This is a genomic window from Pseudoalteromonas sp. BZK2 (genome assembly GCF_014349195.1).
Taxonomy (GTDB): Bacteria; Pseudomonadota; Gammaproteobacteria; order Enterobacterales; family Alteromonadaceae; genus Pseudoalteromonas; species Pseudoalteromonas simplex.
Genome location: NZ_JACSOG010000060.1, coordinates 1 through 13,691, shown reverse-complemented (window position 1 = coordinate 13,691; position 13,691 = coordinate 1). Strand labels below are relative to the sequence as shown.

The 13,691-nt window shown below is 43.2% G+C and carries 10 protein-coding genes; 5 read left to right on the top strand and 5 right to left on the bottom strand.

The genetic code is table 11. The features are described 5' to 3' along the window. Window positions 1-136: 136 nt before the first annotated feature. Genes accA through lpxB form a run of 4 tightly spaced genes read right to left on the bottom strand, consistent with a single transcriptional unit; the run spans window position 137 to window position 6,353 of the window. Window positions 137-1,093 (bottom strand): acetyl-CoA carboxylase carboxyl transferase subunit alpha, encoded by a 957-nt coding sequence (gene accA / locus BIZ38_RS21065; protein ID WP_054553102.1) that lies wholly within the window; start codon window positions 1,091-1,093, stop codon window positions 137-139. Window positions 1,094-1,109: 16 nt separating this feature from the next. Continuing rightward, complete coding sequence (gene dnaE, locus BIZ38_RS21060; protein WP_187491220.1) at window positions 1,110-4,601, bottom strand: DNA polymerase III subunit alpha; 3,492 nt, start codon at window positions 4,599-4,601, stop codon at window positions 1,110-1,112. Continuing rightward, window positions 4,601-5,206: a ribonuclease HII gene (rnhB, locus tag BIZ38_RS21055; RefSeq protein WP_187491219.1), complete on the bottom strand. Its 606-nt coding sequence runs from the start codon at window positions 5,204-5,206 to the stop codon at window positions 4,601-4,603. Before rnhB ends, dnaE begins: the two co-directional genes overlap by 1 nt. Further along, the gene (gene lpxB, locus BIZ38_RS21050; RefSeq protein ID WP_187491218.1) at window positions 5,196-6,353 is read right to left on the bottom strand and encodes a lipid-A-disaccharide synthase; all 1,158 of its coding nucleotides are present in this window, start codon (window positions 6,351-6,353) and stop codon (window positions 5,196-5,198) included. The genes rnhB and lpxB overlap by 11 nt, the downstream gene beginning before the upstream one ends. Window positions 6,354-6,774: 421 nt before the next feature. Here lpxB and BIZ38_RS21045 point away from each other — a divergent pair, with 421 nt between their 5' ends. Genes BIZ38_RS21045 through cydC form a run of 5 tightly spaced genes read left to right on the top strand, consistent with a single transcriptional unit; the run spans window position 6,775 to window position 13,165 of the window. Beyond that, complete coding sequence (locus BIZ38_RS21045) at window positions 6,775-8,361, top strand: cytochrome ubiquinol oxidase subunit I (RefSeq protein WP_187491217.1); 1,587 nt, start codon at window positions 6,775-6,777, stop codon at window positions 8,359-8,361. Next, window positions 8,358-9,497 carry a cytochrome d ubiquinol oxidase subunit II gene (gene cydB / locus BIZ38_RS21040; protein WP_138599323.1) on the top strand — a complete coding sequence of 380 codons (1,140 nt, stop codon included), beginning with the start codon at window positions 8,358-8,360 and terminating at the stop codon, window positions 9,495-9,497. The genes BIZ38_RS21045 and cydB overlap by 4 nt, the downstream gene beginning before the upstream one ends. A 12-nt stretch (window positions 9,498-9,509) precedes the next feature. Then, entirely contained in the window at window positions 9,510-9,662 is a 153-nt protein-coding gene (gene cydX / locus BIZ38_RS21035) for a cytochrome bd-I oxidase subunit CydX (RefSeq protein WP_054553108.1), read from the top strand. Beyond that, window positions 9,652-11,412 carry a thiol reductant ABC exporter subunit CydD gene (gene cydD / locus BIZ38_RS21030; RefSeq protein ID WP_187491216.1) on the top strand — a complete coding sequence of 587 codons (1,761 nt, stop codon included), beginning with the start codon at window positions 9,652-9,654 and terminating at the stop codon, window positions 11,410-11,412. Before cydX ends, cydD begins: the two co-directional genes overlap by 11 nt. Further along, window positions 11,405-13,165 (top strand): thiol reductant ABC exporter subunit CydC, encoded by a 1,761-nt coding sequence (cydC, locus tag BIZ38_RS21025; protein ID WP_187491215.1) that lies wholly within the window; start codon window positions 11,405-11,407, stop codon window positions 13,163-13,165. The genes cydD and cydC overlap by 8 nt, the downstream gene beginning before the upstream one ends. On the opposite strand, the gene BIZ38_RS21020 is transcribed toward cydC, so the two are convergent. After that, window positions 13,162-13,530: a septal ring lytic transglycosylase RlpA family protein gene (locus BIZ38_RS21020; protein ID WP_187491214.1), complete on the bottom strand. Its 369-nt coding sequence runs from the start codon at window positions 13,528-13,530 to the stop codon at window positions 13,162-13,164. The genes cydC and BIZ38_RS21020 overlap by 4 nt on opposite strands. Window positions 13,531-13,691 lie beyond the last annotated feature (161 nt).

The following is a 13,691-nucleotide window of genomic DNA, read 5'->3' as shown; positions in this document are numbered from 1 at the left end:
AAAATCAAGTAAGGAATTAACATGAGTATTTTTTCAGGCAAAGCCTAAATGATGATAACCACCTACTGAAGTAGGTGGTTTAGGGCCGAAAACAAAAAAAGCCGCAAAAGCGGCTTTTTTCAATTTTAAGCTGTGTTTAGCAATAGCCAAACGACATTAAACGTTTGTAACGCTGATCAAGCATTTCATCTAGTGAAAGGCCTTGTAAATCAGCTAGGTCACGTTTAAGTTGGTTTTTGAGATTACGCGCCATCGCATCGTAATTCCGATGTGCGCCACCAAGTGGCTCATCAATTACGTTGTTGATTAAATCAAGCTCTTTAACACGTGCAGCTGTTACACCCATGGCTTCTGCAGCTAATGGTGCCTTGTCTGCGCTTTTCCATAAGATTGATGCACAACCTTCTGGCGAAATTACAGAGTAAGTGCTGTATTGCAACATGTTAACGCGGTCGCCCACACCAATAGCTAATGCACCACCAGAACCACCTTCACCGATAACAGTACAGATAGTTGGTACTTTTAACGCAGCCATTACTTTAAGATTACGCGCAATTGCTTCACTTTGACCACGCTCTTCAGCGCCAACACCTGGGTATGCACCAGGGGTGTCGATAAAAGTCATGATTGGCATTTTGAAACGCTCAGCCATTTCCATTAAGCGTAATGCTTTACGGTAACCTTCTGGCTTTGGCATACCAAAGTTGCGTTTAATTTTTTCAGCCGTGTCACGCCCTTTTTGTTGGCCAATAACCATCACTGGTTGACCTTCAAAACGTGCAACACCACCTAAAATAGCTGGGTCGTTAGCAAAAGTACGGTCGCCTGCTAGTTCGTCAAATTCCGTGAAAATGCGCTCGATGTAATCACGAGTATAAGGACGCAACGGATGACGGGCTAACTGAGAAACCTGCCAAGCACCTAATTCAGAGAAAATTTTCTCTTTCATTTCAGCACTTTTCTCTTTTAATCGACTGACTTCCTCTTCTAATCCAAGGTCTAATTCGCCAGCGCGGCTTACATTTTGTAATTCTTCAATTTTTGCTTCTAATTCAGCGATTGGAAGCTCAAAATCAAGATAATTGAGGCTCATGCTCTAAACTACCTAATTAGTTAAATTCTAGTTCTACATCTTGCGCCGCCATCAGCGATAACTTGTGAATTAAGTCATCACTCGGCGTAACACACCATTCGGTTCCTAAAGTAATCTCAGCCAACGCATCCGGACGTTGATAGAATACTTTAATAGGACAAGTACCAAACTTATAAGGTTCCAGCACTTTTTGTAAATTATCGAAGAAGTTCGCCTCGATCTGCACCATATTCAAGGTCATTTTAATCGCTTTTATACGTTTTTCTCGCGCCTGTGCGATGGTGCATATGTCTCTAGCGGTCATTGTAATGCCACCAGAGAAGTTATCAAAGCTGACCTGTCCAGATATTACCAAGATATTGTTTACTTGCAGCAAATCTTGGTACATTTCAAACTGTTCTGGGAATAAGCGTACATCAATACGGGCACTCTTGTCATCTAAAGTTACAAGACCCCATCGATTTCCCTTTTTGTTTATCAAGGTACGAGCTGAGATCACTAAGCCTGCAGCCGTTGACTGGACATCGCGGTTAGTGGGTTGTAAATCGACCAGCCTTCCTGATGTATAATGCTTTAACTCTTTACGATACTGATTAATTGGGTGACCAGTTAAATACAGACCTAAAGTTTCTTTCTCACCGTCTAGCCACTCATTGTCGGTTAAATCTGTGGCTTTAATAAATGCTTGTTCAACTTCATCTGGCTCTGTAGCAAGTAAACCGAATAAATCGGCCTGCCCTAGTGACTCAGCCTTATGATGCTGATCGGCCGCCCGCATGGCATCTTTTAAGCTTGCGAGTAAGGTTGCACGGCCAGGCTGGGTTTTATCTGGGCCAAGTTGGTCGAGCGCTCCGGCATAAATAAGCTTTTCAACAACACGCTTGTTTAAACGCTTTAAGTCAACACGGGCACAAAAATCAAATAAGTCCTTAAACGGGCCACCTTCGCTACGAGCTTCTAAAATAGCTTCAACCGGTGCCTCACCAACCCCTTTAATGGCACCAATACCGTAAACAATTTCACCTTGTAGATTAACCGTAAACTTGTACTCACCGGCATTAACATCCGGCGGTAACAAGGTCAGTTTCATGTTTTCACATTCATCTACCAAGGTAACAATTTTATCGGTGTTATCCATATCTGCCGACATTACCGCAGCCATAAACTCTGCTGGGTAGTGGGTTTTCATCCACAGCGTTTGGTACGATACTAAGGCATAAGCAGCAGAGTGAGATTTATTAAAACCATAACCTGCGAACTTCTCTACCAAGTCGAAGATTTTCATTGCAAGTTCGCCGTCAACTCCGTTATTAACAGCGCCTTCTTCGAAGGTTGAACGTTGCTTTGCCATCTCCTCTGGCTTTTTCTTACCCATCGCACGACGCAGCATGTCAGCGCCACCTAGTGTATAACCAGCCAGTACCTGAGCAATCTGCATTACTTGTTCTTGATAAAGAATGATACCGTAGGTTGGCTCAAGGATTGGTTGCAAGCTATCGTGTTGCCACTGCGCATCTGGATAAGATAATTCTTCGCGGCCATGCTTACGGTCGATAAAGTTATCTACCATGCCTGATTGCAATGGACCTGGGCGAAATAGTGCTACCAGTGCGATCATATCCTCGAAGCAGTCGGGCTTTAGACGACGAATAAGGTCTTTCATACCACGAGATTCGAGCTGGAATACCGCGGTGGTTTCGGCGCGTAGCAGTAACTCAATACTTGGCTTATCATCAAGTGGAATAGCGTTGATATCAACGGGCTTTTTACCCTCACGAGCTAAGCGCTCGTTAGTCATATCAAGTGCCCACTGCAAGATGGTAAGTGTTCTAAGACCTAAGAAGTCAAACTTTACTAAACCTGCTGTCTCAACGTCATTTTTATCAAATTGCGTTACCGGGAATTTACCCTCATCATCACAATAAAGAGCGGCAAAGTCAGTGATTGTGGTGGGTGATATTACAACACCACCAGCGTGCTTACCCGCGTTACGTGTACAGCCTTCAAGGATGCGACACATATCAATAAGCTCTTTGACCTCTTCATCACCGTCGTAGGCTTCTTGTAAACGCGGCTCAACATCAAACGCTTTAGCCAAGGTCATGCCCGGATCGCCCGGTACTAGTTTAGAAATACGATCAACAAAGCCGTAAGGGTGACCAAGTACACGGCCTACGTCACGGATAACCGCTTTTGCAGCCATGGTACCAAAGGTAATGATCTGAGATACCGCGTCACGACCATAAAGCGCCGCTACGTGATCAATTACCTCATCACGCCTATCCATACAGAAATCGACGTCGAAATCGGGCATTGAGATACGTTCTGGGTTCAAGAAACGTTCGAATAGTAAGTCAAATTCGAGTGGATCGAGGTCGGTGATCTTCAGTGCATAAGCAACCAATGAACCCGCACCAGAACCACGCCCTGGACCTACCGGAATATTGTTATCTTTACTCCACTGAATGAACTCCATTACGATCAAGAAGTAACCTGGGAAACCCATTTGGTTGATTACGTCGAGCTCTATTTTCAGACGCTCATCATACTCGCCACGTTTTTCTTTTCGCTCTTGCTCATCTGGGAATAAAAACTGTAAACGCTCTTCAAGACCATCTTCAGAGACCTTAACCAAGAAGTCTTCAATTTTTAGCGAACCGGTTGGGTAATCTGGTAAGAAGTAAGTCCCGAGCTGCACGGTCACATTACAGCGCTTAGCAATTTCAACAGTGTTTTCTAAAGCCTCAGGAATATCGCTAAATAGCTCAGCCATTTGCTCAGCCGTTTTAAGGTATTGCTGCTCAGAAAAACGTTTTGGTCTACGTTTATCTTCTAGGGTGTAACCGTCATGGATTGCAACGCGGATTTCATGGGCTTCAAAGTTTTCTGGCTTTAAAAATACTACTTCGTTAGTTGCCACTACAGGTAACTGCTCTTTTGCGGCAAGCTCAACAGCTAAGTGCAAATAGTCTTCTTCTAAAGCACGTTCTGTACGAATAAGCTCAATGTAATAATGATCGCTAAAATGTTGCTTATAAAAGCTAACGACCGATTCTATAAGCCCAGGGTTACCTTTTAATAATGCTTTACCTAAGTCGCCATCTTTAGCGCCAGATAATAAAATTAGGCCGCTTTTGTGCTCCACCAGCCATTCACGGTCTACTACCGGGCGGTGAAATAAATGTCCGCGTTGGTACGCTTTAGAGATCAACAAGGTGAGGTTTTTATAGCCTTCGTTATCTTTCGCTAAGATGGTAATTCGGCTAGGTTCATCTTCAAATTCAGGGCTTCTGAGCCAAAAATCTGCGCCGACAATAGGCTTAATACCTGCGCCATGGGCAGCACCATAAAAACGCACCAAACCACATAAGTTCATCTGATCGGTGATAGCCAACGCAGGCATTTGCAGCTCTTCTGCTTTAGCGACAATCGGCTTAGTTTTAGCTAGGCCATCCACCATGGAGAAATCTGAGTGAACACGTAAGTGAACAAATTGCGGCGCAGGCATTACAGTTGCTCTCCTTTTAACGCCAAAATGCGCTGAACAGGTTTAAAGCTTTTACGATGTTCTGCAATTGCTCCGTATTGTTCGAGTGCTGCAAAGTGTGCTTTAGTTGGGTAGCCTTTATGGCCTGCAAAACCATAGTCAGGGTAACGCTTATCAAGCTCAATCATTTCTTCATCGCGGGCAACTTTCGCTAAAATAGATGCCGCTGAAATCTCTTCGACTAGGCTATCGCCTTTTACTACCGCCTGTGCTGGCACAGTTAATTGGCTCGGCACACGATTACCATCAATAAAAACAAACTCTGGCTTTACACTTAAACCTTCAACTGCGCGGCTCATCGCGAGCATGGTGGCATGTAAAATATTTAGCTCATCAATCTCAGTTGGGCTACAACGCCCAATGGCATAGCACAGGGCTTTTTCTTTTATTTCTGCCGCTAATAATTGACGTTTTTTGTCTGATAACTTTTTAGAATCGGCTAACCCGGCAATGGGTTTATTTGGGTCCAGTATTACCGCAGCAGTTACAACATCACCGACCAATGGACCACGGCCAACTTCATCTACACCAGCAATATAATTAACATTCGGTCGTTCAATTTGCATTTAGTAACTCCGCGACTGCTGCTGCAGCTTGTTCATTGGCATTTAATCTAATGTCTTTATGTATGGCTAAAAAGCGCGCCTTTAGTTCGCTGTTATCGGTATTAAGCATAGGAGTTAGCGCAGCCGATAGGTTTTCAACATTACACTCAGTTTGTAGGTACTCTGGGACGAGTTCCTCATCGGCTAATAAATTAGGCAACGAGAAATACTTAATGTTAAACGTGAATAAGGTTTTGAAAATCCAGTAACTCAATGGCTTAATTTTATAACCCACAACCATCGGCTTTTTATACAGCATACCTTCAAGTGTTGCGGTTCCTGAGGCAAGCAAAATGGCATCAGCGGCTTGCATTGCAAGATTTGACTGACCATCCAATAATTGCAGTTTTAGATCAGGGGCTGTTTTTTCTAAAATCTCACAAAACTGTGCTTTTCGTTTTTCATTGACTAACGGCACCACAATTTTGAGTTCAGGGTTTTGCGCTTGCAATTTAGCCGCTGTTTCAATGTAGGTTTCGCTTAAAAGCCCTACTTCAGAACCTCGGCTTCCAGGTAACAACGCAAGTACTTTATCAGTTTGTGCTAAACCTAGTTGGTTACGAGCCTCAGTTTGGTCGTGCTCAAGGGCAATATCATCAGCCAGAGTATGACCTACAAAGGTACAAGGTACATCGTGCTTATCATAAAAGGCTTTTTCGAACGGCAATAATGCCAACACTAAGTTAGTGGCGGCACTGATTTTATGAATGCGTTTTTCGCGCCACGCCCACACTGACGGGCTAACATATTGTACTGTTTTAATACCCGCCTCTTTTAGCGGCTTTTCAACACGTAAGTTAAAGTCAGGGGCATCTATACCAATAAATACATCTGGTGGGTTATCGATAAAATGCTGCACCAATTGTTTGCGTATTTTTAGTAGGCGCGGTAATCGGCCAAGTACTTCAACTAAGCCCATTACAGATAATTCGTCCATATCGAATAATGTTTTACAGCCAGCCGCTTGCATACGCGGGCCTGCAATCCCCTCAAATATGGCATCTGGAAAACGGCGTTTAAGTGCTTTTACTAGCCCTTCACCTAAAATATCACCTGATAACTCACCTGCCACCAAGGCAATACGTAACGGCTTTGTTTGTTCTTTCATTCGTTGATAATTCGCAACTTTTGGCACTAATAAAAATGAGTTTACCGTGTTTTAGCAGTCGGATAAATGTCACACGAGTAATTAATACTAGAATTTAAATAAGTGCTTATTCATTAACCTAGGTAACCAGCTAAGAAAGTAAACAATTAATTTTTTAGCCGAGAGAATACCTATAAGTGAGTAATCTTTTTGTTCTATAAAAACTGGCTAAAAGTTTTTGATAAGGTAATTAATCGATTGAAAAGTTAAGCTTTAATCTCTAGTCTGTAGAAATGATGAACAATTATTTAATCTTATTTTCTTATTTTTCTATTGACTAAAATGGATACAAGGTTAATATTCACAAAGTTTCAATAATTACTGAAACTTCATAACCAATAATTTGTCGTGTCTACCGCACTCGCTAACAAGGAGCTAAACAATGATAGATGAAACATTTGTGGATCTATCGCGATTGCAGTTTGCAATCACTGCCCTCTTTCACTTCCTATTTGTTCCCCTTACTTTAGGTATGACGTGGATTTTGGTGATCATGGAATCCGTTTACGTGATGACTGGTCGCGAAATTTATCGTGATATGACTAAATTCTGGGGTAAGTTATTTGGTATTAACTTTGCGATTGGTGTGGCGACAGGTCTAACCATGGAGTTTGAGTTTGGTACCAACTGGTCTTACTACTCTCACTACGTGGGCGATATTTTTGGCGCACCGCTAGCGATTGAAGGCTTAATGGCATTCTTTTTAGAGTCAACCTTTGTCGGTATGTTCTTTTTAGGTTGGGAGCGACTAACAAAACGTCAGCATTTAGCTGCAACTTTCCTTATGGCTCTAGGTACTAACCTATCAGCTTTATGGATTTTGATTGCCAATGGTTGGATGCAAAACCCTGTAGGGGCTGAGTTTAATTATCAAACCATGCGCATGGAAATGACCAGCTTTGCTGAACTGGTATTCAATCCCGTCGCACAAGTTAAGTTTATTCATACCGTTTCGGCAGGGTATGTTGCAGCATCTATGTTTGTACTGGGCATTAGTAGCTGGTACATCCTAAAAGGTCGCGATCTTGCTTTTGCTAAACGCTCGTTTTCGGTTGCTTCTGGGTTTGGTTTAGCGTCTATCCTTTGTGTTATTTTACTTGGTGATGAATCTGGCTACGAAGTTGGCGAGGTACAAAAAGTTAAACTCGCAACCATTGAAGCTGAGTGGCACACCGAAGAAGCCCCTGCTGCATTCACTCTGGTCGGTATTCCTGATTCAGAAGAGCAAGTCACCCACGCTGCTGTTAAAATACCTTATGCACTGGGCATTATTGCTACTCGCTCTATTGATGAACAGGTAACGGGTATTAAAGATCTAGAAAAGCAACACGAAATACGAATTCGTAATGGCATGGTTGCATACGAATACTTAGAGAAGCTTCGAGGTGGTGAAGACACTCCAGAAAACATTGCAAAATTCGATAGCTTAAAAGACGACCTTGGCTATGGTTTACTACTAAAACGCTATACGCCTAACGTGGTAGATGCCACAGAAGAGCACATTCAAAAAGCAGTGAAAGATTCGTTCCCTAAAGTTGGTCCTATGTTTTGGTCCTTCAGAATTATGGTCGGTTGCGGTGTGATCATGCTTGGCGTATTCGTGCTTGCATTTTATTACAACGCGCACCGCATTATTGAGCAAAAACGCTGGTTATTATGGGCTGCGGTATGGAGTATTCCACTGCCGTGGATTGCCATTGAATTTGGTTGGATTGTTGCTGAATATGGCCGCCAACCATGGGCTATTTCAGAGATTCTACCAACCTTCTTGGCAACCTCATCTCTGACGGTAAACGATTTACTTATCAGCATTACTGGCTTCATTATCTTTTACACAGGACTTGCTGCTGTAGAAGGCTGGTTAATGCTGCGCTTTATTAAACAAGGTCCAAGCTCGCTTCATACTGGTAAATATCACCATGAACTTGCTAAAGCAGATTCACTTGCAAGCCAAGGAGCTCAGTCATGATTTTTGATTACGAAACATTAAAACTAATCTGGTGGCTGTTAATTGGTGTATTACTGATTGGCTTTGCAGTGACCGATGGCATGGACATGGGTGTGGCAATTTTGCTTCGCCTAGTTGGTAAAACCGATGTGGAGCGCCGTACTGTAATTAACACCATAGGTGCTCACTGGGATGGTAACCAAGTTTGGTTCATCACCGCTGGGGGTGCACTATTTGCTGCTTGGCCTATGGTATACGCGGCCGCGTTCTCTGGCTTTTACTTTGCTATGATGCTGGTGTTATTTGCGTTATTTTTCAGACCGCTTGGTTTTGATTACCGCTCAAAAATAGACTCACCACGCTGGCGAAACAACTGGGATTGGGGCTTATTTGCAGGCAGTTTTATTCCTGCTTTAGTATTTGGTGTGGCATTTGGTAACTTATTACTGGGCGTGCCTTATCATATCGACGACCTACTGCGTGTCAGTTATCAAGGTTCATTCTTTGCGTTATTAAACCCATTTGCCATTGTTGTTGGCTTAGTAAGCGTACTGATGTTGGTTGGTCATGCAGGAATGTGGCTACAACTTCGTACGGATGCAGAGGTTGCAAAACGCTCAGCACAATACGGTCAATATGCGCTGATGGCGTTTATTGTGTTGTTTGCCTTGGCAGGTGTGTGGGTATCGCAAATTGACGGTTATAAAATCGTTAGCATGGGCGATACTCAAGGCTTTGCAAACCCGCTTGGTAAAACAGTCACGCAGGCACCGGGTGCATGGCTTGATAACTATACAAAAATGCCATTAACCATGCTGTTCCCTGCCCTTGCATTCGTGATGGCGGCACTAGCGATTGTGTTATCTAAATTACAAAAACCAGCAATGGCCCTGATTGCATCAAGCTTAATGCTTGCAGGCGTAATTTTAACTGCGGGTATGTCAATGTTCCCGTTCGTTATGCCTTCGAGTAACAACCCAAATATTAGTTTAACTATGTGGGATGCGGTTTCGAGCCATATGACTCTCAACGTGATGTTTATTGCAGCGGTTATTTTTGTACCACTTATTCTTATTTACACAACGTGGTGCTATGTGAAGATGTGGCGCAAAGTAACGATTAGTGAAATTGAAAACAACACGCACGGTAGCTACTAAGGAGATTTAATTATGTGGTATTTTGCCTGGATTTTAGGTGTTCTATTAGCCTGTACCCTTGGGGTGATCAACGTAATGTGGTACGAATTTCACCAACATAAAGATTCGATTGCTGATGATGAGCTAGAGCTTTACGCGAGACTCAAAAACACCGATGACAACTAAACCCCGACCAAATCGCGCGCAGCAACAAACGCTGCGCGCTTTTTTAAAGCAATATAGTCAGTCCGCTTCAGGGCTTCTTAAATTAAGCATTAGTTTGGGCACACTCAACGCCCTATTAATGATTGCCTCTTGTTATCTTCTTGCAAACGCGGCTCATCAAGTCATGTTTGAACAAGCAAACTTGCAAGCCGTAAGCTCATTATTATGGCCGTTGGCAGGGCTAATTTTAGTTCGTGCTTTGTTGGTTGCCCTAAGTGAACGCGTGAGTAACCGCGCCGCGTTAAAAATAAAAAACGTGATGCGAAATACATTGCTAGAAAAGCTCAGCAAACTTGGGCCAGCCTACAGTGAACAAAAAGGTCATGGCGCAACACTTAACACCTTACATAATGGGGTTGAAGCACTACATCAATATTACGCCAACTACATTCCAAGTGTGGCTTACAGTGCGCTTATTCCATTAGCGATATTAGTGGTGATTTTTCCAACCGATTACAAAGCAGGCCTCATATTCCTTTTAACAGCCCCGCTTATCCCCTTTTTTATGATTTTAGTGGGCCATAAAGCTGAGCAGTTAAATCAAGAACGCTGGCAACAACTAGCGGTACTTGGTAATTACTTTTTTGACCGATTACAAGGCTTAACTCAACTCAAGCTCTTTAATGCAACCAAGCGAGAGCTAAATAGCATCAGTCAGATTTCTGATGATTACCGTGGAGCAACTATGGGTGTATTGAAAGTCGCCTTTTTATCGTCTTTCGCTCTTGAGTTTTTAGCCACCATTAGTGTGGCACTTGTTGCCGTGATCATTGGCTTTAGATTATTTTTTGGTACCCTCGATTTTGCCACTGGATTTGTGGTGCTACTACTAGCCCCTGAGTTTTACTTACCACTTCGACAAATGGGCACTCATTATCATGCAAAACTTGAAGGGATCAGTGCCGCTGCTGATATGGTCGACATAATCAATCAAAGCGACTCAGATGAACATGTAGGGTCATCTAAACTTGAGTTACCAATAAAGCATATACAGCTGAATGCGCTTACCTTTCATTACCCTGAAACAAACGAAGGGGTAACTGATATCAACTTAACCCTGCCAAGCTCAGGCTTAATTGCCTTTGTGGGTGAAAGTGGCTCGGGTAAAAGTACCTTGTTTGATTGCCTATTGGGTTTTCATCATCAGGCCAATAGTGCCATTAGCATTAACGAGCAACCACTTAGTGATACTGCATTAGCTGATTGGCAAGCACAGCTGGCGTGGATCCCACAACACGCCACGTTATTTTATCGGAGCGTTGCAGAGAACCTGCGTTTAGCTAAACCCGATGCAAGCCAAGCAGAGCTCGATGAAGCAGCAAGTAAAGCTGGCGCACTTGAGTTTATTACTGCACTACCTGATGGCTTTGATACCTTGCTCGGTGAACAAGGAGAAGGCCTCTCTGGTGGGCAAAAACAACGTATTGCCCTTGCTCGTGCATTTTTGAAGAATGCCCCTGTGCTAATGCTAGATGAGCCTACCGCTCACTTAGACAGCCAAACCGAGCATTTAATCAATCAAGCGATCCGCGAGTATGCAAAAGATCACTTAGTGCTGGTTATTGCTCACCGACTGAATACGGTTAAACACGCCGATAAGATTTACGTTATGCAACAAGGTCACATTGTTGAATCTGGTCAGTACCAGCAACTGACTGAGCAAGCAGGCCTATTTGCTAAACTTGTGAGCCAAGGTGACGCCCATGCATAACTTTATACGTCTATTAAAACTGTGCAAACCTCATACTGGCATGCTGCTTTTAGGGACTTTTTTAGCAAGCTTAACGGTACTTGCTAATGTAGGCTTGCTCGCTATATCGGGGTGGTTTTTAGCAGCCATGGCAGCGGCGGGCATTGCTGGTGTGCAGATGAATTACTTTACCCCAGCTGGAGTGATCCGCTTTTTAGCTATCGTGCGCACAGCGTCTCGTTACGGTGAGCGGATGATAACTCATAATGCTACCTTTTTATTACTGAGCGAAATTCGCGTAAACATGTTCAAGACTTTGAGCCAACTGAACAACGTTGACTTAGCAATGAGTCGTAGTAGCGATTTATTTAACCGGCTACAGAATGATGTCGATGCGCTGGATAAGTTTTACCTAAATGTACTGCTGCCTATTATTGTCGCCCTTTTCAGCATTCCTATCGTGATGGCCTTCATGGCTATGTATAACGCTGACGTTGCATTAGTGTGCTTTACTTCACTGATGATTATTGGCGTGCTGCTTCCCACATTGTTAAGCCATAAGCTTCACCAACAAGCGGATACCGAAACCCAACTTTCAGCCGAGTTAAGAGCTGAACTTGCCGATACACTATCAGGTGCCAGAGAGCTTGCTGTCTATCAAGCACATGCGGCGCAATTAGCACATTGTGATTCACTCAGTAAACAATACAACAGCCAGCTCTACAATCGACACAAGGCCATAGCAAATAGTAATGGCTTAAAAACTTTGGTGATACAACTCACCATGCTAGCCAGTGTATTTATGATAATTCCACTGGTTGCAATAGGGAGTATGAAAAACGTTGAACTGGCGATGCTCGCGTTATTTGTATTAGCAAGCTTTGAAACCGTGCTCACTCTGCCTACGGCATTTATTGAATTGCCGCTTACTTTAAGTGCCGCAAAGCGACTGTTTGATCTTGAAGATAAACACAACAGCTTAGCCGAAAAGCCAAACAACTTAGATGATCAGCTAGCAAACCAATTAGCTGACAAATCAGGGCTTGGTCTTGAACTAAGCGAGGTCAATTACCAATACTTGGGGGCAAAAAGTAAAGCCCTTAGCAATATCAATTTTGCGATTACACCCGGCAGTAAAGTTGCCCTAGTCGGTGCCAGTGGCAGTGGCAAAACCACTCTAGTTAACTTACTCACGGGCCTTTGGCCGCTGCAATCAGGCTCATTAAAGCTCACCACCAAGCAAGATAACTTTGAACTTGAAAGCTTGAGCACTGCAACACGCTTTAAGCAGCTAACGATAGTTGCCCAGCAGCATCATATTTTTGATGGCACGCTACGTGAAAATCTTCGTTATGCAGCTTTTGATGCGACAGATGAGATGCTTATTGAAGCCTGTGAAAACGCTGAACTTGGCTCTTGGCTTAAGAACTTAAAAGCCGGCCTTAATACCCGCTTAGGAACCGCTGGCAGAAAGCTTTCTCATGGTCAGTCACGTCGTATTGCCATTGCTCAAGCCCTATTAAGGCAAGGTAATTTAATCATTCTTGATGAGCCAACAGAGAGTCTAGATAACCACACTAAGCAAAACTTGCTGACTACGCTTGAGAAAATATGGGCAGATAAAACCATGCTGACCATTACTCACGACCCAGCAATGCTAAGTCGTGTTGATAAGGTTATTTGGTTAGAACAAGGACAAGTAAGAGCCTTTGCAAGTCATGCTGAATTGATGGCTAATGAAGCCGACTACGTAGAGCTTATTACCCGTTTTTAATCGAGCTGCTCAACAGTAACGTCAATCACACCTTGCTTGACTAAGGCAATTTGTGAAAACGCCTTTTTTGATAAATCTATAATACGACCGCGGATAAATGGGCCGCGGTCATTAATGGTAACAATCACACTTTTATTGTTAGCAATATTGGTGACTTTTACTCTGCTGCCAAAGCCAAGCGTTTGATGAGCCGCGCTCAATGCCTGTTGATTAAACACTTCACCACTTGCTGTCGTTCGGCCATGATATTTATCAGCGTAATAACTGGCTTTGCCTTTTTCTATCGCTCCTTTAGATACCGAAGGCGCACTACTACAACCACTTAAAATTAAGCTTAACAATGCAAAGATGATGAGTTTATTCATATTACTAGATCCTTTTTTGTCGTGAAGATAACAAGCACTGACTTAGCAAAACCTGAACTATAAAAGTAAAAGATCCACCTTCTAAAGAAGGTGGCTTTGCATTAGCCCCCTAGAAGGGGGCGTTGTTTACTACAGTGTTAACTGCGCCTGCTCTTGCACCT

Excerpts from the sequence above, each read along its gene's own strand:
- cydB (WP_138599323.1), top strand. The coding sequence starts at position 8,358 with ATGATTTTTGATTACGAAACATTAAAACTAATCTGGTGGCTGTTAATT.
- rnhB (WP_187491219.1), bottom strand. The coding sequence starts at position 5,206 with ATGCAAATTGAACGACCGAATGTTAATTATATTGCTGGTGTAGATGAA.
- BIZ38_RS21020 (WP_187491214.1), bottom strand. The coding sequence starts at position 13,530 with ATGAATAAACTCATCATCTTTGCATTGTTAAGCTTAATTTTAAGTGGT.
- cydC (WP_187491215.1), top strand. The coding sequence starts at position 11,405 with ATGCATAACTTTATACGTCTATTAAAACTGTGCAAACCTCATACTGGC.
- BIZ38_RS21045 (WP_187491217.1), top strand. The coding sequence starts at position 6,775 with ATGATAGATGAAACATTTGTGGATCTATCGCGATTGCAGTTTGCAATC.
- lpxB (WP_187491218.1), bottom strand. The coding sequence starts at position 6,353 with ATGAAAGAACAAACAAAGCCGTTACGTATTGCCTTGGTGGCAGGTGAG.
- dnaE (WP_187491220.1), bottom strand. The coding sequence starts at position 4,601 with ATGCCTGCGCCGCAATTTGTTCACTTACGTGTTCACTCAGATTTCTCC.
- cydX (WP_054553108.1), top strand. The coding sequence starts at position 9,510 with ATGTGGTATTTTGCCTGGATTTTAGGTGTTCTATTAGCCTGTACCCTT.
- accA (WP_054553102.1), bottom strand. The coding sequence starts at position 1,093 with ATGAGCCTCAATTATCTTGATTTTGAGCTTCCAATCGCTGAATTAGAA.
- cydD (WP_187491216.1), top strand. The coding sequence starts at position 9,652 with ATGACAACTAAACCCCGACCAAATCGCGCGCAGCAACAAACGCTGCGC.